Here is a 17274-nt window from a genome sequence, read left to right as displayed (position 1 = left end):
CATCGCGAAACCTACAAGAAAACATACGCCGCCGTACTGTCGGTGCTGCCTATTTCCCCCTGCCAGAGGTCATCCGTCGCGTCATGTCGAATACGCCCAAGATCCTGTACACGCTCACCGATGAAGCCCCGTACCTGGCGACGCAGTCGCTGCTGCCGATCGTCGCCGCGTTCGCCGGCACCGCCGGCATCGCCGTGGAGACCCGCGACATTTCGCTGGCCGGCCGCCTGATTTCGCAGTTCCCCGAATATCTGCGCGAAGACCAGCGCATCGCCGACGACCTCGCCGAGCTGGGCCAGCTGGCGACCACGCCGGAAGCCAACATCATCAAGCTGCCCAACATCAGCGCCTCGGTGCCGCAGCTCAAGGCCGCGATCAAGGAACTGCAGCAGCAGGGTTATGCGCTGCCGGACTACGTGGACGAGCCGAAGGACGAGAAGGAGAAGGAGGCCAAGGCGCGCTACGACAAGGTCAAGGGCAGTGCGGTCAATCCGGTGCTGCGCGAGGGCAATTCCGATCGCCGTGCGCCGGCCTCGGTGAAGAACTACGCGCGCAAGCACCCGCACCGCATGGGCGCATGGAGCGCCGAGTCCAAGTCGCACGTGGCGCACATGGACGCCGGCGATTTCTACGGCAGTGAGCGTTCGGCGCTGATCGAGCAGGCCGGCAGCGTCAAGATCGAACTGGTCGGCAAGGACGGCACGGTGTCGGTGCTGAAGGAAAAGACTGCGGTGCAGGCCGGCGAGTTGATCGACGCGGCGGTGATGAGCAAGCGCGCGCTGGCCGCCTTCGTGCAGGCGCAGATCGCCGATGCCCAGCAGCAGGGCGTGCTGTTCTCGCTGCACCTGAAGGCGACCATGATGAAGGTCTCCGACCCGATCATGTTCGGTGTGGTGGTCGAGGCGTTCTACCGCGACGTGCTGGACAAGCACGCCGCCACGCTCAAGCAGGTGGGCTTCGATGCCAACAACGGCATCGGCGACCTGTACGCGCGCATCGCCAGCTTGCCCGAAGCGCAGCGCACTGCGATCGAGGCCGACCTACAGGCGCTGTACGCGCAGCGTCCGGGCCTGGCGATGGTCAACTCCGACAAGGGCATCACCAACCTGCACGTGCCCAGCGACGTGATCGTCGATGCGTCGATGCCGGCGATGATCCGCGACTCCGGCAAGATGTGGAACGCCGAAGGCAAGCTGCAGGACACCAAGGCGGTGATCCCGGACCGCTGCTACGCCGGCGTGTACCAGGCGGTGATCGAGGACTGCAAGCTGCACGGCGCGTTCGACCCGGCGACCATGGGCAGCGTGCCCAACGTCGGCCTGATGGCGCAGAAGGCCGAGGAATACGGTTCGCACGACAAGACCTTCCAGATCCCGGTCGACGGCACGGTGCGCGTCACCGACGCCGGCGGCACGGTGCTGCTGGAGCATGCGGTGGAAGCCGGCGACATCTGGCGCATGTGCCAGACCAAGGACGCGCCGATCCAGGACTGGGTCAAGCTGGCGGTCGAGCGCGCGCGCCTGAGCGCCACCCCGGCGGTGTTCTGGCTGGATCCGCAGCGCGCCCACGATGCGCTGATGATCCAGAAGGTCGAGCGCTACCTGCAGGATCACGACCTCACTGGCCTGGACATCCGCATCCTGCCGCCGGTGGAAGCCACCGCGTTCTCGCTGCAGCGCATCCGCAAGGGCGAGGACACCATCTCGGTCACCGGCAACGTGCTGCGTGACTACCTCACCGACCTGTTCCCGATCATGGAGCTGGGCACCAGCGCCAAGATGCTGTCGATCGTGCCGCTGATGGCCGGCGGCGGCCTGTTCGAGACCGGTGCCGGCGGTTCGGCGCCCAAGCACGTGCAGCAGTTCGTCGAAGAGAACTACCTGCGCTGGGATTCGCTGGGCGAGTTCCTGGCCCTGGCCGCGTCGCTGGAGCACCTGGGCCAGCGCCACCACAACGCCGCCATCGGCGTGCTGGCGCGCACCCTGGACCAGGCCAACGGCCAGTTCCTGGACAACGACAAGTCGCCCTCGCGCAAGGTCGGCGGGCTGGACAACCGCGGCAGCCACTTCTACCTCGCCATGTACTGGGCGCAGGCGCTGGCCGCGCAGGACGAGGACGCCACGCTGAAGGCGCGCTTCGCCCCGCTGGCCAAGCAGCTGACCGAGCAGGAAGCGACCATCGTCGCCGAGCTCAACGGCGTGCAGGGCCAGCCGGTCGACATCCAGGGCTACTACCGCCCGAACCTGGACCTGGTGAGCAAGGCGATGCGGCCGAGCAAGACCCTCAACGACGCCCTGGCGACGTTGAACGCCTGATCGCCCGAACTGGATGTGACGCAAGGGCCGCCCCTCGGGGCGGCCCTTTGCGTTTCCGCCACAGGAAGCGTCCGGTAGGAGCGGCTTCAGCCGCGACAGGCCTTACTGGGAACGCCCTGTCGCGGCTGAAGCCGCTCCTACGGCCGACCTGCGTTCGGCTCGATCCTGGCGAAGCAGGCCGCTGGATGTGCCCACGAGGCGGCGCGTGGCACGGTGCCCGACGCTCGCGTGACGCCGCCACCTGGGTACACTGCGGGCATGCCCTCCACGCCGCTGCCGCTGCCGTCCGAACGCCGTGCCCTGGTCATCGGTCGCATCGTCTTCGAGGCGTTCGAGGACTACCACGCGCGCTTCGCGCAGATCTCTTCGCGTGCGCGCCAGCGCTTCGAGGCGCGCGACTGGAGCGCGGCGCGCGAGGATGCGATCGAACGCATCGCCCTGTACGACCAGTGCATCGCCGAGTGCATGCTGCGCCTGCGCGCCGTGCTCCTGGGCCAGGCGCACGACCGCGCGCTGTGGATCCGCGCGCGCGACCACTACGCCGAGCTGATCGCCGCGCTGATCGACCAGGAGCTGTACAAGACCTTCTACAACACCCTGACCCGGCGCTTCTTCCGTACCCAGGGCGTGGACGCGCAGATCGAGTTCGTGGCGCTGGACATCGAGCCCACCGACGCCATCACCCACCCGGTGGCGCGGCACAACTACGTGGTGTCCGAGGCGCGGCCGGTGGATGCGTTCGTGCGTGTGCTCGGCGACTACCGGTTCGATGTGCCGTACGCGCACCGCACGCGTTGTGCGGCGGCCATCGCGGTGCGGCTGCAGGACGACCTCGCCCACTGGGGCGAGAACCCGGTGCGCGGCATCGAACTGCTGGAGACGGTGTTCTACCGCGAGCGCCGCGCCTACCTGATCGGCCGCGTGTTCGGCGAGCATCGTTTCTCGCCGTGCGTGATCGCGCTGGTCAACGACGAACAGGGCCTGCGCGCCGAAGCGGTGCTGACCAAGCGCAACGACGTGGCGCAGCTGTTCGGCATCTCGCGCAGCTATTTCCAGGCCGACCTGTCCACCGTCGGCGATGCGGTGGTGTTCCTGCGCAGCCTGCTGCCGCACAAGCCGATCGACGAGCTGTACACCATGCTCGGCCGCGCCAAGCAGGGCAAGACCGAGCGCTTCCGCACCTTCTTCCGCCACTTCCAGGCACATCCCAACGAACAACTGGTGCATGCCGAGGGCACGCCGGGCATGGTCATGGCGGTGTTCACCCTGCCCAGCTACCCGCTGGTGTTCAAGCTGATCCGCGACCGCTTCGCCTATCCGAAGACCATGAGCCGCGAAGAAGTGGAGGAGAAGTACGCGCTGGTGTTCAACCTCGATCGCGTCGGCCGCCTGCTCGACGCCCAGCCGTACCGCTCGCTGCGCTTCCCGCGCGCGCGTTTCGCGCCGGCGCTGCTGAAAGAGTTGATGGAGGGCTGCGCGCGCAGCCTGCGCGAGGACGGCGACGACCTGATCGTCGAGCTGTGCTACGTGCAGCGGCGCCTGCGCCCGTTGAACCTGTACCTGCGCGAGCAGGGCGCCGAGGCTGCGCGCGAGGCCGCGCTGGACTACGCGCAGGCGATCAAGGACATGGCACGCAACAACATCTTCCCCGGCGACATGCTGCTGAAGAACTTCGGCGTGTCGCGGCAGGGCAGGGCGGTGTTCTACGACTACGACGAACTGTGCCTGGTCACCGACTGCAATTTCCGCGACTGGCCGCAGCCGCGCAACGAGGAAGAGGCGATGTCCGCCGAACCCTGGTTCCACGTCGCCCCGCGCGACGTATTCCCCGAGCGCTTCGCGATGTTCATGGGCCTGCCCGCCGCATCATTGGAGGCGGTGCGCCACGTACACGGCGAGCTGTTCGATCCGCAGTGGTGGCGCGACCTGCAGGCGCGGCTGCGCGAGGACGACTATCCGGACGCGTCGCCTTACCCGGACGCGCTGCGCCTGGCCTGAGTTGCCGGTGGGCCGCCAGTGCGGTGTAATCGGCGCCTCATCTCAGGCAAAGGAATGCGGATGCACCGTCGATCCCTCCGTTCGTGGTGGCGCTGGAGCGCCGTGCTGTCGCTGCTGCTGGCGTTTACCGCCGTCGCCGCAGACGGGGTCGGCCCCGGCGCGGTGCGCAAGCAGATCGAGAGCAGCATGCTGGTGAGCGGCACGATCGACATCGAGCCCAGCGGCACGGTGTCGGCGCTGGCGCTGGACCAGCAGGAACGCCTGCCCGAGGGTGTGGTTGGCTTCGTCCGCAACAGCGTGATGCAGTGGAAGTTCGAGCCGGGCATGCGCGATGGCAAGCCGGTGCCGGCGCGCGCGCCGATGACCCTGCGCCTGGTCGCCAAACGCCTGCAAGGCGACGACTATCAGATCGAGATCCGCAGTGCCGACTTCACCCGCTACGATCCGAGCGATCACAGCGTGGTGACCGCGATTCAGATGAAGCCGCCGGCCTATCCGCAAGCCGCCTACAGCGTCGGTGCCGCGGGCTCGGCGTATCTGGTGCTCAAGGTGGGCCGAGATGGCCGCGTGGCCGATGCCGTTGTCGAGCAGGTCAATCTGCGCGTGGTGGCGTCCGAGCAACAGATGCAGCAACTGCGCGAGGTGCTGGGCAAGAGCGCGCTCGGCGCGGCGCGCAAGTGGACCTTCCGCCCGCCGAGCGAAGGCAAGCACGTGGATGCGCCGTACTGGAACGTGCGCGTGCCAGTCGATTACGCGCTGCTCGACCAGCCCCGCCAGGGTGCGCCGTCGGCTTACGGCCGCTGGATGAGCTACGTGCCTGGCCCGCGCCAGCGCGCGCCGTGGAGTGCCGAGGAGGATGCTGCCGGCTTCTCGCCGGACCTGCTGCCGGCCGGCGGCGTGTACATGGCCGGCAATGGCGGCCCGCGCCTGCTGACGCCGCTGCAGGGTGGTTGATCGGCGACGGTGTTCGCCCGGTCCTACAGGCCGGGCTGCCCCGCGTAGACCACCCGCCAACGTTAACGCGCCGCGCGGCGTTCGTCGTCGCGGCGTCGCGTCGAGACGACCAGCACCGCCAGCAACAGCGCGGCCAACAGCAGCGACGCACCGACCGTACCCAGGTCCAGGCCACCCTTGCCGGCCGGCTTGCTGAGCAGATCGCCGAGGGTGGCGCCGAACGGGCGGGTCAGCACGAACGCCGCCCAGAACAGCGCCGTGCGCGAGACCCGGGTGAACGCGTAGGCCAGCGCGATCGCCGCCAGCAGCGCCGCGATCAGCAGCGCGCCGCCAGCGAAGCCCAGTCCCGAACTGTCGGCCAGGTAATCGCCCAGCGCGGTGCCCAGGGTGTTGGAGACCAGGATCGCCAGCCAGTAGAAGACCTCGGCACGGCCGCTGCCGATCCGCTCGACCGACAGGCTGCGTTCGCACAGCCACCACGTCGCCAGTACCGCGACCAGCAGGCTCACCAGCAGCAGCGCGCCCTGCGCGTAGCCCAGGCCCAGGCTGCGGTCCATGTAGTCCGACAGCGTGGTGCCGGCGGTGCTGGTGGTCAGGATCACCCACCAGTACCGCCACGGCTGGAACCGCCGCGCGCGCAACTGCGCCCACAGCGAAACCAGGAAGACCGCGAGCAGCAGCACGCTGCTCAGCGCATAGCCGACGTCCAGGGTCATCGACAGCAGATCGCCGCCGGTCTCGCCGAGGGTGGTGGCGCAGATCTTCATCACCCAGAAGCCGAGGGTGACCGGGGCGACCTTGCTGACGGCGGTCGTGGCAGTGGTGTGCATGGCGGCGGACGCGGCGGGGCGAATGCCGCCCATCTCACCCGCGCCCACGTCGAAAGACCGTCGGACCCGACGCCAGCAAGACACTGCAACACAGTGCCGCCGCCACAAACGCGAACGCCCCGCCGAAGCGGGGCGTTGCGGTCGAACCGGCGCTGGACTCAGCGCTTCATCGAACCGAAGAACTCGTCGTTGGACTTGGTGTTCTTCATCTTGTCCAGCAGGAATTCCATCGCCGCGATCTCGTCCATCGGATGCAGCAGCTTGCGCAGAATCCAGATCTTCTGCAGCAGTTCCGGCTCGATCAGCAGGTCCTCGCGACGGGTGCCGGAGCGGTTGATGTCGATGGCCGGGTACACGCGCTTCTCGGCGATACGGCGGTTCAGGTGCACTTCGCTGTTGCCGGTGCCCTTGAACTCTTCGTAGATCACCTCGTCCATCTTGCTGCCGGTCTCGACCAGCGCGGTGGCGATGATGGTCAGCGAGCCGCCTTCCTCGACGTTGCGCGCCGCGCCGAAGAAGCGCTTCGGGCGGTGCAGGGCGTTGGCGTCGACGCCGCCGCTGAGCACCTTGCCGGAGGACGGCACCACGTTGTTGTAGGCGCGGGCCAAGCGGGTGATCGAGTCGAGCAGGATCACCACGTCCTTCTTGTGTTCGACTAGGCGCTTGGCGCGCTCGATCACCATTTCGGCGACCTGCACGTGGCGCGCGGCCGGCTCGTCGAAGGTCGAGGAAATGACCTCGCCGCGCACGGTGCGCTGCATTTCGGTCACTTCTTCCGGGCGCTCGTCGATCAGCAGCACGATCAGGTGCACGTCCGGATGGTTGGTGGTGATCGCCGTGGCCACCTGCTGCATCAGCATGGTCTTGCCGGCTTTGGGCGGGGACACGATCAGCGCGCGCTGGCCCTTGCCCTGCGGCGCCATCAGGTCGAGGATGCGGCCGGAGATGTCTTCCGAGGAACCGTTGCCGCGCTCCAGGGTGAAGCGCTTGCGCGGGAACAGCGCGGTCAGGTTCTCGAACAGGACCTTGTTCTTGCTCGCTTCCAGCGGCTCGCCGTTGATGGTGTCGACGATCGACAACGCGAAGTAGCGCTCGCCGTCCTTCGGGAAGCGGATGCGGCCGGACAGGTGGTCGCCGGTACGCAGGTTGAAGCGGCGGATCTGGCTGGGCGAGATGTAGGTATCGTCCGGGCCGGCCAGGTAGCTGGCCTCGGCCGCGCGCAGGAAGCCGAAGCCGTCCGGCAGGATTTCCAGCACGCCGTCGGCGGCGACGCCTTCGCCGTGGCGGGTCAGCACCTTCAGCAGGGCGAAGATCACGTCCTGCTTGCGCGCGCGGGCCACGCCGTCCTGGATGTTGAGCTGCTCGGCGATGTCCAGCAGCTTCTGCGCCGGCATCTTCTTCAGATCGCTCAGCGAGTAGATCGGGAAGCCTTCCGGCACGCTGGCGTGCGGGCGCGGCACGAACGGCTCGTTGCCGCCGTTGTCGCTGGGCAGGCCGTTGTCCTGGAAGCGGTCGCCGCCGCGCTGGTTGCGGTCGCGGTCGCGGCGATTGCGGAAGCGATCGCGGCGGTTGCCCTGCTGGTTGTTCTGGTTGTTCTGGTTCTGGTTGTTGAAGCGGTTGTTGTTGCCGCCGTCGCGCGGCTCACGGCCTTCGCGCGGCTCGCCGCCTTCAGACGCCTGGCCGCCGCCCTGATGCGCCGGCGCGTCGCCGCCGCCGTGGCTCTGGCCGCCGCTGGCGGCCGGGGACGGGGCCGACTCAGGAGCCGCGGCGCGCGGCGCCTCGGTCTGGACGGGCGCAGGCGCGGGCGCGGGATTCAGCGGCAGGGTCGGCTGTGCCGGCGTGCCGTGCTCGGCGGCGCCTTCCGCGCCGCTCGCGGCCTTGCTGACGCGCGGCTTGCGCACGCGCTTCTCGGCGGGGGCGTCGGCGCTCCCGGGTTCGGACATGGTGTGATCGGACAAGTGGTGTTCCTCGCTAAGAGTGCGAGCGCCCAGCGTGGGGGCATACGGGGTTGGGAGGAGGTCTGGGAGAGAATCTTCCAGAGGGGGTGCGGTGTGCGAATGCCACCGGATGCATCGACACTATCACCGCCACGCAGGCACGGCAAGCAGGCGTTTGCGGGCGATTCAGCCGCCGGCGATGCAGCGCCGGCGGGACTGCCGCGGCGCCGCTCCGGTTGCGGAGCGGTGCCGGCAGCGGGCGTCAGGCGGCGCTGCTGCCCAGGGTCTTGTCGATCATCTGGGTCAGCTGGCCCTTGCCGACCGCGCCGATCTGGGTGGCCTGGATCTGGCCGTTCTTGAACAGCAGCAGCATCGGGATCGAGCGGACGTGGTACTTGATCGCGGTGGCGCGGTTCTCGTCCACGTTGACCTTGGCGACCTTGAGGCGGCCGTCGTAGGCGTCGGCGAGGTCGTCCAGCACCGGCGCGATCATCTTGCACGGGCCGCACCACTCGGCCCAGAAGTCCACCAGGACCGGCTCGTCGGACTGCAGCACCGTGGCATCGAAATCGGCGTCGCCGACGTAAAGCACCTTGTCGCTCACTTTGGGGGTTCTCCTGGGCCAATGCGACTGGCCGGACCGGGTGGCCGCCGCATTGCGGTAAACTGGGGCATTGCGCGGCGATCTCAAGGGATTCCCCCTGTCGCGCGACCCGGCATGGAAGACGCCAGTGTGCGACGCTGCCGGGACCGATGCAAGCCGCGACCTTACGCTTCGGGCGGGGTGGCCTCACGAAGATGGAATGATGAGCGACAAACCGCTGACCGATGTGACTTTTTCCGCGTTCGACCTGCATCCTGCGCTGCTCGCAGGCCTCGAAAGCGCCGGCTTCACCCGCTGCACCCCGATCCAGGCGCTGACCCTGCCGGTGGCCCTTCCGGGCCGCGACGTGGCCGGCCAGGCCCAGACCGGCACCGGCAAGACCCTGGCGTTCCTGGTGGCGGTGATGAACCGCCTGCTCAGCCGCCCGGCGCTGGCCGACCGCAAGCCGGAGGATCCGCGCGCGCTGATCCTGGCCCCGACCCGCGAACTGGCGATCCAGATCCACAAGGACGCGGTCAAGTTCGGCTCCGAACTGGGCCTGCGCTTCGCCCTGGTCTACGGCGGCGTGGACTACGACAAGCAGCGCGAACTGCTGCAGCAGGGCGTGGACGTGATCATCGCCACCCCCGGCCGCCTGATCGACTACGTCAAGCAGCACAAGGTGGTGTCGCTGCACGCCTGCGAGATCTGCGTGCTCGACGAAGCCGACCGCATGTTCGACCTGGGCTTCATCAAGGACATCCGCTTCCTGCTGCGGCGCATGCCCGAGCGCGGCACCCGCCAGACCCTGCTGTTCTCGGCCACCCTCAGCCACCGCGTGCTGGAGCTGGCCTACGAACACATGAACGAGCCGGAAAAGCTCGTGGTCGAAACCGAGAGCATCACCGCCGCGCGCGTGCGCCAGCGCATCTACTTCCCCTCCGACGAGGAGAAGCTGACCCTGCTGCTGGGCCTGCTGTCGCGCAGCGAGGGCGCGCGGACCATGGTGTTCGTCAACACCAAGGCCTTCGTCGAGCGCGTGGCGCGTTCGCTGGAGCGCAACGGCTACCGGGTCGGCGTGCTGTCCGGCGACGTGCCGCAGAAGAAGCGCGAGACCCTGCTCAACCGCTTCCAGAAGGGCCAGTTGGAGATCCTGGTGGCCACCGACGTGGCCGCGCGCGGCCTGCACATCGACGGGGTCAAGTACGTCTACAACTACGACCTGCCCTTCGACGCCGAGGACTACGTGCACCGCATCGGCCGCACCGCGCGGCTGGGCGAGGAGGGCGACGCGATCAGCTTCGCCTGCGAGCGCTATGCGATGAGCCTGCCGGACATCGAGGCCTACATCGAGCAGAAGATCCCGGTCGAGCCGGTCACCGCCGAGCTGCTGGTGGCGCTGCCGCGCACCCCGCGCGCGCCGGTGGAGGGCGAGGCCGCCGAGGCCGAGAGTGACGAGAGCATCGGCGAGATCTTCCGCGAGGCCCGCGCCCAGCGCGAGGCTGACGAGCAGCGTCGTGGCGGCGGTCGCGGCAAGCCCGGCGGCGGCCGCAGCGGCCCGGGCGGCCGTGGCGAGTCGCGCAGCGCCGATGGCAAGCCGCGGCGTCCGCGCACGCCGCGTCCGGCCGATGCCACGGCCGCTGCGGCCGACGGCACTGCGCCGGCTGCCGCCGCGCCGGCGCCTGCCCCCAAGCCGCCGCGTGCTGCGCCGGCCGAGGGCGCAGCGCCCGCGGTTGAGGGCGAGCGTCCGCCGCGCAAGCGCCGTCGCCGTCGCGGCGGACGCCCGCTGGAAGGTGCCGAGGGGGCACCGGCCGGCAACGGCAGCGCCGCTCCGGCGACCGCGGCCCCGACCAAGCCGGTGCAGGTCGTGGCCACCCCGGTCAAGGCCGCGCGCCAGGCCGAGCGTGGTGCGGCGGCGAAGAACGATTCGTTCCTGACCCGCCTGGGCCGCAAGCTGCGCTCGCTGGTGTCCAGCTCCTGAGCCGGACCGGCCGTCCGTCGCGTGCGACGCGCGCGGTGGACGAACACCCCAGCCGCTCCGGCATAATCGCCGGATGAGCGTTCTGCGGTTCGACAATGTCAGCAAACAGTACGCCGGCGGCCACGCGGCGCTGGTGGACGTCAGCTTCGAGGTCGAGGAGGGCGAGATGCTGTTCGTCACCGGCCATTCCGGTGCCGGCAAGAGCACCCTGCTCAAGCTGATCCACCTGAGCGAGCGGCCCTCGCGCGGCGCCGTGCTGTTCGGCGAGCGCAACCTGCTGAAGGTGCGCGGCCGCCGCGTGCCGCTGCACCGGCGCGAGGTCGGCGCGGTCTATCAGGACCACCGCCTGCTCACCGACCGCAGCATCGCCGAGAACGTGGCGCTGCCGCTGATCCTGCGCGGCACCCGCCGGGTCGAGATCGGCAAGCGCGTGCGCTCGGTGCTCGAGCGCATGGGCCTGGGCCATCGCGAGAAGGCATTGCCCTCGCAGCTGTCGGCCGGCGAGCAGCAGCGCGTCGGCATCGCCCGCGCGATGGTCGGCGAGCCGCGGCTGCTGGTCGCCGACGAGCCCACCGGCAACCTCGACCCGACCCTGGCCGCGGAAATCATGCAACTGTTCGCCGAACTGCCGGCGCGCGGCACCAGCGTGCTGGTGGTCAGCCACGATCTGGCCCTGCTCAAGCAGATGCGCAAGCGCGTGCTGATCCTGGATCACGGCCGCCTGATCGACGACATCTCGCCGCAGGACCTGGCCGAATGAGCGCGCGCAACGCCGGCGCCGCGGCGCCCTCGCGGCTGGGCGTGTGGTGGGACCACCACCTGCACAGCATCGTTTACAGCCTCGGTCGCGCCATGCGCAAGCCGTGGGCCACGCTGCTGACCATGGCGGTGATGGCGCTGGCGCTGACCCTGCCGCTGGGCCTGTCGATCGCCCTGGACAACCTCAAGCAGTTCGCCGGCAGCGTGCAGCAGTCGCGCGACATCAACGTGTTCCTGAAGACCGACGTCGACGCCGCCGCGGCGCAGGCGCTGGCGCAGACCCTCCGCGGCCGCGCCGACGTGGCCGCGGTAACGCTGCGCACCCCCGCCGAAGGCATGGCCGAGCTGCGCGACAGCGCCGGCCTGGGCGAAGCGCTGGACGCGCTGCAGGACAACCCGCTGCCGACGCTGCTGATCGTCACCCCGGCCGCGGCCGACGACACCCCGCTGGCGACGGCGCTGACCGCGCTGCCGCAGGCCGACCTGGTCCAGCACGACGCGCTGTGGCGCAAGCGCCTGGATGGCTGGCTGCATTTCGGCGAACGCCTGGTGCAGGTGCTGTCGCTGCTGCTCGGCGCCGGTGCGGTGCTGGTGGTCGGCAACACCGTGCGCCTGGACATCCAATCGCGACGCGAGGAGATCGGCGTGCTGCAGCTGCTCGGCGCCAGCGACGGTTTCATCCGCCGCCCGTTCCTGTACCTCGGCGCCTGGTACGGTTTCGGCGCCGGGGTGCTGGCGCTGGGCCTGCTCGCCGCCTCCGGCATGGCCCTGGGCCAGCCGCTGGCGGCGCTGGCCGACAGCTACGGCAGCCACTTCGTGCTGCACGGGCTGGACGCGCTGCATGCCGGCTTCGTGCTGCTCGGCACCCTGCTGCTGGGCTGGCTCGGCGCCTGGCTGGTGACCGGCCACTTCCTGCGCCAGACGCGGCCCACCGACACCTGAGGCGCACATGGCCGGGCACGAGCTCAAGCATCTGATCAGCGCCGCCCCCCGGGTGATGGTGGTCGATGGCTCGAAGCTGGTGCGCAAGCTGATCGCCGACGTGCTGCATCGTGAACTGCCCGACGTGACCGTGGTCGGCTGCGCCAGCATCGCCGAGGCGCGCGCCGCGCTGGAGGCCGGCCCGGTCGACCTGGTCACCACCTCGCTGGGGCTGCCCGACGGCGACGGCCTGACCCTGGCCCGCAGCGTGCGCGAAGCCGCCGGCCAGGCCTACGTGCCGGTGATCGTGGTCTCCGGCGACGCCCAACAGCACCTGGTCGAGCGCCGTTTCACCGAGTACGTCACCGACTACTTCGACAAGGCGCTCGGCCACGAGGCGCTGGCCACCTTCATCCGCGGCTACGTGCAGCCGCAGCCGGTGGCCGGCGCCACCGTGCTCTACGTCGAGGACAGCCGGGTGGTGGCCGAGGCGACCAAGCGCATGCTTGAGCGCCAGCAATTGCACGTGGTGCACGTGCTCAGCGCCGAGGACGCATTCGCGCTGCTCACCGCCGAGTCGCTGGGCCGCACCACCCGCCGCATCGACCTGGTGCTGACCGACGTCACCCTCAAGGGCGAACTCAACGGCCGCGACGTGGTCCAGCGCATCCGCGTCGACTTCGCCTACGGCAAGCGGCGCATGCCGGTGCTGGTGATGACCGGCGACAGCAATCCGCACACCCAGTCCGAGCTGCTGCGCGCCGGTGCCAACGACCTGGTGCAGAAGCCGATCGAAGAGCGCCTGCTGGTCACCAAGGTGCTGTTTCAGTTGCGCCTGGCCCGGCTCGACGAGATCGCCGTGACCTTTTGATTGATGTGATGTCCCGAGCCTGCAAGCGATGAGCAACAACGAAGACGAAAGCCGGATCCAGCTGGAGCCGTCGTGGAAGGCGCAGGTCGGCGACTGGCTGCTGCGCCCGGAGATGCGCGAACTGGCCACGTTCCTGCGCCAGCGCAAGGCCGCCGGCGCGCGGGTGTTCCCGCCGGGGCGGCAGATCTTCGCCGCCTTCGACGCCACCCCGTTCGAAAAGGTGGAGGTGGTGATCCTCGGCCAGGACCCGTACCACGGCTACGGCCAGGCGCACGGGCTGTGCTTCTCGGTGCTGCCGGGGGTGCCGGTGCCGCCGTCGCTGCTGAACATCTATAAAGAGATCGAGGACGACCTGGGCATCCGCCGGCCGGACCACGGCTGCCTGCTGCCGTGGGCGCAGCGCGGCGTGCTGCTGCTCAACGCGGTGCTGACGGTGGAGGAGGGCCGCGCCGGTGCGCATCAGGGCAAGGGCTGGGAGGGCTTCACCGACCACGTCGTGGAGACCCTCAACCGCGAGCGCGAGGGCCTGGTGTTCCTGCTCTGGGGCAGCTATGCCCAGGCCAAGGGCAAGGTCATCGATACCCGCCGCCACCGCGTGCTGAAGGCGCCGCACCCCTCGCCGCTGTCGGCGCACCGCGGCTTCCTCGGCTGCAAGCATTTCTCCGCGGCCAACGAGTACTTGAAGCGCCGGGGCGCCGCCCCCATCGACTGGAGTCTGCCGCCGCGCGCGGAGCTGGAAGCGGCCCTGCGCGGCGCCTGAACCCCGGTTGGACAGGGCGCGGCGTCCACCGCATGTGGACGCCGTTTTCGCGAACTGGATGGTAGTTTGGTGGTCAGAAGATGGAAGCCGCGATGCTTCCGGATTGTTTCAGTGGCTTGTGCTGCAGTGTTATTCCTGATTCATATGTTGCATAAACAGAACACAGGAACTTTTTACTGTACCCAGCAGTCCAATTAGTAGACTGCTAAGATGAGCCCTATGAGCCAGACTCTTACTTCCAACGCATTGGTTGCCAACAACCTCCCGATTCCCAGTCCGCTCGGTTCGCTGGATGCCTACATCGGCGCCGTGCACCAGATCCCGGTGCTGACGTCCGACGAGGAACGCGCACTGGCGGTGCGGTACCGCGACCAGGAAGACCTGGATGCGGCCCGCGAATTGGTCCATTCCCACCTGCGCTTCGTGGTGCACGTGGCCCGCGGCTACAACGGCTACGGCCTGCCGCTGGGCGACCTGATCCAGGAAGGCAACATCGGCCTGATGAAGGCGGTCAAGCGCTTCGACCCGGACATGGGCGTGCGCCTGGTCAGCTTCGCGGTGCACTGGATCCGTGCCGAGATGCACGAGTACATCCTGAAGAACTGGCGCATCGTCAAGGTCGCCACGACCAAGGCGCAGCGCAAGCTGTTCTTCAACCTGCGCAAGTCCAAGACCCGCCTGGGCTGGATGAACGCGGCCGAGGTCACCGCGGTGGCCAAGGACCTCAACGTGTCCGAGCGCGAGGTGATGGAGATGGAGTCGCGCCTGTCCGGTCGCGACATCGGCTTCGATGCGCCGTCCGACGAGGACGACGACCACGCGCCGCCGTCGCCGGCCGCGTACCTGATGGCTAACGAGGAAGATCCCTCGCAGGCCTACGAACGTGCCGACAGCGAGGACAACCAGTTGCAGCTGCTGCGCGAAGGCCTGGCGGAACTGGATGCGCGTTCGCGCGACATCATCAAGCGCCGCTGGCTGGATGCCGACAGCAAGATCACCCTGCAGGAGCTGGCCGACGAGTACGGCGTGTCGGCCGAGCGCATCCGCCAGATCGAGGCGAATGCGCTGAAGAAGATGAAGGCGCTGTTCGTCGCCTGAGTCGCCCGTGGCGATCGCTTGCAACGCGCGAAAGGGCCCGGCATCGCCGGGCCTTTTCTGTTTGCGCCTGGGCTGTCTCGCGGATCGGCGACTGCCGGCGCGCCCGCGATTGGCTACGACTCCGGCGGCCGTGCCACCGGCAGGTGCCAGCCGTAGCGGATCGCCATGAAGCGCAGGCCGAAGCACAGCACCGCGCCCACCCCCAGGCCCCAGGGCTGCGGCAGGTGCAGCACCTGCGCCGCGGCGACCACGCCGCCGCCGAGCAGGGCGGCCACCGCGTACAGCTCGGCCTGCAGCACCACCGGCGTGCGCGCCACCAGCAGGTCGCGGACGATGCCGCCGCCGATGCCGCTGAGCATGCCCAGCAGGGTCGCGCTCAGCGGGCCCAGGCCGAACGCCAGCGCCTTGCTGGTGCCGTACACCGCGAACAGCGCCAGGCCCATCGCATCGAAGATCTGCACCGGATTGCGCAGGCGCTCGACCGTGTGGTGGCGGTAGAAGGCCAGCAGCCCGGCCAGGCAGGCGACGCCGAGATAGCGCACGTCGGCCAGCGCCGCCGGCGGGGTGGCGCCGATCAATACGTCGCGGGCGATGCCGCCGGAGACCGCGGCCGCGCACGACAGCACCAGCACGCCGAACAGGTCCAGGCGATGGCGTACGCCGACGGTGGCGCCGCTGATCGCGAACACGAAGGTGCCCAGCAGGTCGAGCAGGAACAGGAAGGTCGCCAAGACGGGGACTGCGCCGCAGCAAAAGGCCGGCTAGGATCGCAGCCCCGTCCTGCAGTGTCACCTGTCCGCGAGCGGCTGCGTGTCCTCCGCCGCGGGCGGATCGCCGAGGATGATGCGTGCGGCGCGCTGGTAGCTCCAATACGCCCAGGCCCAGTTGAGCAGCACCACCACGCGGTTGCGGAAGCCGATCAGGAAGAACACGTGCGCGGCCAGCCAGAACCACCAGGCCAGCACGCCGGAGAGCTGCAGCCGGCCCAGGTGCACGATCGCGGCCATGCGCCCGATGGTGGCCAGGTTGCCGTAGTCGGCGTAGCGGAACGGCACGCTGGCGGTGTCGCCGCGCAGCCGCCGGCGCAGGGTGTCGGCGACGTGCCGGCCCATCTGCTTGGCGGCCGGCGCCACGCCGGGCACCGGGCGGCCATCGGCCTGCTGCACCGCGGCCAGGTCGCCGGCGACGAACAGTTCCGGATGGCCCGGCACGCTCAGGTCCGGCTGCACCTGCACGCGGCCGCTGCGGTCCAGCGGCGTCTGCAGGGTCTTCGCCAGCGGCGAGGCGGCCACGCCGGCGGCCCAGACAACGGTCCGCGCCGGCACGAAGGTGCTGCCGAGGCGATAGCCGCTGGCGTCGATGTCGGCGACTGGCACGCCGGTCAGCACTTCCACCCCGAGCTTTTCCAACTGCTTCTGCGCCTTGGCCGAGAGGTGCTCGGGGAAGGAGGACAGCACCCGCGGGCCGGCCTCGATCAGCCGCACCCGCGCCTCGGCCGGGTCGATGCGGCGGAACTCGTGCTTCAGCGTGTGCCGGGCGATCTCGGCCAGGGTGCCGGCCAGTTCGACGCCGGTGGGGCCGCCGCCGACGATGGCGAAGCTGAGCCAGGCCGCGCGCGCGGCGGGGTCGGTTTCCGCTTCGGCGCGCTCGAATGCCAGCAGCAGGTGCCGGCGCAGTTGCAGCGCGTCGTCCAGGGTCTTCAGGCCCGGCGCATGCGCCGCCCAGTCGTCGTGGCCGAAATAGGCGTGGGTGGCGCCGGTGGCGACCAGCAGGTAGTCGTAGGCCAGCGTCTGGCCGTCGGCCAGGCGCACCTGCCGCGTCTGCTTGTCGATGTCGACGACCTCGCCCAGGCGTACTTCGACGTTGTCCTGGTGGCGCAGGATCTGCCGCAGCGGCGCGGCGATGTCCGGCGCCGACAAGCCGGCGGTGGCGACCTGGTATAGCAGCGGCTGGAACAGATGATGGTTGCGGCGGTCGATCAGGGTGATGCGCAACGGCGTCCTGGCCAGGGCGCGGGTGGCCCACAAGCCGGCGAAGCCGCCGCCGATCACGATCAGGTGCGGCACGCGTGTGTTGTCCATGCAGGACTCCAGGAGGGGGAGAGGAAAGGAGGCGTCCGGTGTCGGCGCGACGGTCGTGGGCGCGCGTGGCGCACCGATCCACGGAAACGCGCGCGGCCAGTGAGGCGCTGCGCGATCGTCGAGGGCCGGACCTGCATGTCCGTATAGTAGCGCGATGCCAAGCGCGGTCAGCGACAGGGAGGACGC

At 69.4% G+C, this 17274-nt stretch carries 14 protein-coding genes; 9 read left to right on the top strand and 5 right to left on the bottom strand.

Features of this window, described 5'->3' with window-relative positions; genetic code table 11:
* The first annotated feature begins 83 nt into the window (after positions 1-83).
* The 3 genes from RAB71_RS18585 to RAB71_RS18575 all read left to right on the top strand — a co-directional run bounded on the left by RAB71_RS18585 (position 84) and on the right by RAB71_RS18575 (position 5267).
* Complete coding sequence (locus RAB71_RS18585) at positions 84-2315, top strand: NADP-dependent isocitrate dehydrogenase (RefSeq protein ID WP_010341571.1); 2232 nt, start codon at positions 84-86, stop codon at positions 2313-2315.
* Positions 2316-2573: 258 nt separating this feature from the next.
* The gene (gene aceK / locus RAB71_RS18580) at positions 2574-4313 is read left to right on the top strand and encodes a bifunctional isocitrate dehydrogenase kinase/phosphatase (RefSeq protein WP_010341570.1); all 1740 of its coding nucleotides are present in this window, start codon (positions 2574-2576) and stop codon (positions 4311-4313) included.
* A gap of 60 nt (positions 4314-4373) precedes the next feature.
* On the top strand, positions 4374-5267 hold the full coding sequence (locus tag RAB71_RS18575) for an energy transducer TonB (protein ID WP_050946543.1): 894 nt from the start codon (positions 4374-4376) through the stop codon (positions 5265-5267).
* Positions 5268-5329: 62 nt separating this feature from the next.
* Here the strand turns inward: RAB71_RS18575 and RAB71_RS18570 are convergent, their stop codons facing one another.
* The 3 genes from RAB71_RS18570 to trxA all read right to left on the bottom strand — a co-directional run bounded on the left by RAB71_RS18570 (position 5330) and on the right by trxA (position 8638).
* On the bottom strand, positions 5330-6130 hold the full coding sequence (locus RAB71_RS18570; RefSeq protein WP_010341566.1) for a membrane protein: 801 nt from the start codon (positions 6128-6130) through the stop codon (positions 5330-5332).
* Positions 6131-6255: 125 nt separating this feature from the next.
* Complete coding sequence (gene rho, locus RAB71_RS18565) at positions 6256-8055, bottom strand: transcription termination factor Rho (RefSeq protein ID WP_104609530.1); 1800 nt, start codon at positions 8053-8055, stop codon at positions 6256-6258.
* Between the two features lie 241 nt (positions 8056-8296).
* Complete coding sequence (gene trxA, locus RAB71_RS18560) at positions 8297-8638, bottom strand: thioredoxin TrxA (protein WP_010341563.1); 342 nt, start codon at positions 8636-8638, stop codon at positions 8297-8299.
* A 202-nt stretch (positions 8639-8840) separates the two neighbouring features.
* Between trxA and rhlB the strand changes: the two genes are divergently transcribed.
* From rhlB to rpoH, 6 genes are all read left to right on the top strand, one after another.
* Complete coding sequence (rhlB, locus tag RAB71_RS18555) at positions 8841-10598, top strand: ATP-dependent RNA helicase RhlB (RefSeq protein WP_104609533.1); 1758 nt, start codon at positions 8841-8843, stop codon at positions 10596-10598.
* Between the two features lie 73 nt (positions 10599-10671).
* A complete protein-coding gene (gene ftsE, locus RAB71_RS18550) occupies positions 10672-11358 on the top strand; it encodes a cell division ATP-binding protein FtsE (protein ID WP_010343177.1) in 687 nt (228 codons plus the stop codon).
* Positions 11355-12299 carry a permease-like cell division protein FtsX gene (gene ftsX / locus RAB71_RS18545; RefSeq protein ID WP_010343178.1) on the top strand — a complete coding sequence of 315 codons (945 nt, stop codon included), beginning with the start codon at positions 11355-11357 and terminating at the stop codon, positions 12297-12299. Before ftsE ends, ftsX begins: the two co-directional genes overlap by 4 nt.
* Before the next feature lie 7 nt (positions 12300-12306).
* Positions 12307-13149, top strand: a complete 843-nt coding sequence (locus RAB71_RS18540) for a response regulator (RefSeq protein WP_017909425.1) — start codon at positions 12307-12309, stop codon at positions 13147-13149.
* Between the two features lie 28 nt (positions 13150-13177).
* The gene (ung, locus tag RAB71_RS18535) at positions 13178-13909 is read left to right on the top strand and encodes a uracil-DNA glycosylase (protein ID WP_010343180.1); all 732 of its coding nucleotides are present in this window, start codon (positions 13178-13180) and stop codon (positions 13907-13909) included.
* 219 nt (positions 13910-14128) lie between these two features.
* On the top strand, positions 14129-15007 hold the full coding sequence (rpoH, locus tag RAB71_RS18530) for an RNA polymerase sigma factor RpoH (protein WP_029562116.1): 879 nt from the start codon (positions 14129-14131) through the stop codon (positions 15005-15007).
* A gap of 113 nt (positions 15008-15120) precedes the next feature.
* Here the strand turns inward: rpoH and RAB71_RS18525 are convergent, their stop codons facing one another.
* Both RAB71_RS18525 and RAB71_RS18520 read right to left on the bottom strand, forming a co-directional pair.
* Complete coding sequence (locus tag RAB71_RS18525; protein WP_010343182.1) at positions 15121-15738, bottom strand: trimeric intracellular cation channel family protein; 618 nt, start codon at positions 15736-15738, stop codon at positions 15121-15123.
* A gap of 57 nt (positions 15739-15795) precedes the next feature.
* Positions 15796-17088, bottom strand: a complete 1293-nt coding sequence (locus tag RAB71_RS18520) for an NAD(P)/FAD-dependent oxidoreductase (RefSeq protein WP_010343183.1) — start codon at positions 17086-17088, stop codon at positions 15796-15798.
* Positions 17089-17274 lie beyond the last annotated feature (186 nt).

This window comes from Xanthomonas sacchari (assembly GCF_040529065.1).
In the GTDB taxonomy this organism is placed as follows: Bacteria; Pseudomonadota; Gammaproteobacteria; order Xanthomonadales; family Xanthomonadaceae; genus Xanthomonas_A; species Xanthomonas_A sacchari.
This window is presented reverse-complemented; position numbering and strand designations above follow the sequence as displayed.

Coding starts and splice junctions, on each gene's coding strand:
- rpoH (WP_029562116.1), top strand. CDS start 14,129: ATGAGCCAGACTCTTACTTCCAACGCATTGGTTGCCAACAACCTCCCG.
- aceK (WP_010341570.1), top strand. CDS start 2,574: ATGCCCTCCACGCCGCTGCCGCTGCCGTCCGAACGCCGTGCCCTGGTC.
- ftsE (WP_010343177.1), top strand. CDS start 10,672: ATGAGCGTTCTGCGGTTCGACAATGTCAGCAAACAGTACGCCGGCGGC.
- RAB71_RS18575 (WP_050946543.1), top strand. CDS start 4,374: ATGCACCGTCGATCCCTCCGTTCGTGGTGGCGCTGGAGCGCCGTGCTG.
- ftsX (WP_010343178.1), top strand. CDS start 11,355: ATGAGCGCGCGCAACGCCGGCGCCGCGGCGCCCTCGCGGCTGGGCGTG.
- rhlB (WP_104609533.1), top strand. CDS start 8,841: ATGAGCGACAAACCGCTGACCGATGTGACTTTTTCCGCGTTCGACCTG.
- RAB71_RS18540 (WP_017909425.1), top strand. CDS start 12,307: ATGGCCGGGCACGAGCTCAAGCATCTGATCAGCGCCGCCCCCCGGGTG.
- RAB71_RS18570 (WP_010341566.1), bottom strand. CDS start 6,130: ATGGGCGGCATTCGCCCCGCCGCGTCCGCCGCCATGCACACCACTGCC.
- RAB71_RS18585 (WP_010341571.1), top strand. CDS start 84: ATGTCGAATACGCCCAAGATCCTGTACACGCTCACCGATGAAGCCCCG.
- RAB71_RS18520 (WP_010343183.1), bottom strand. CDS start 17,088: ATGGACAACACACGCGTGCCGCACCTGATCGTGATCGGCGGCGGCTTC.
- ung (WP_010343180.1), top strand. CDS start 13,178: ATGAGCAACAACGAAGACGAAAGCCGGATCCAGCTGGAGCCGTCGTGG.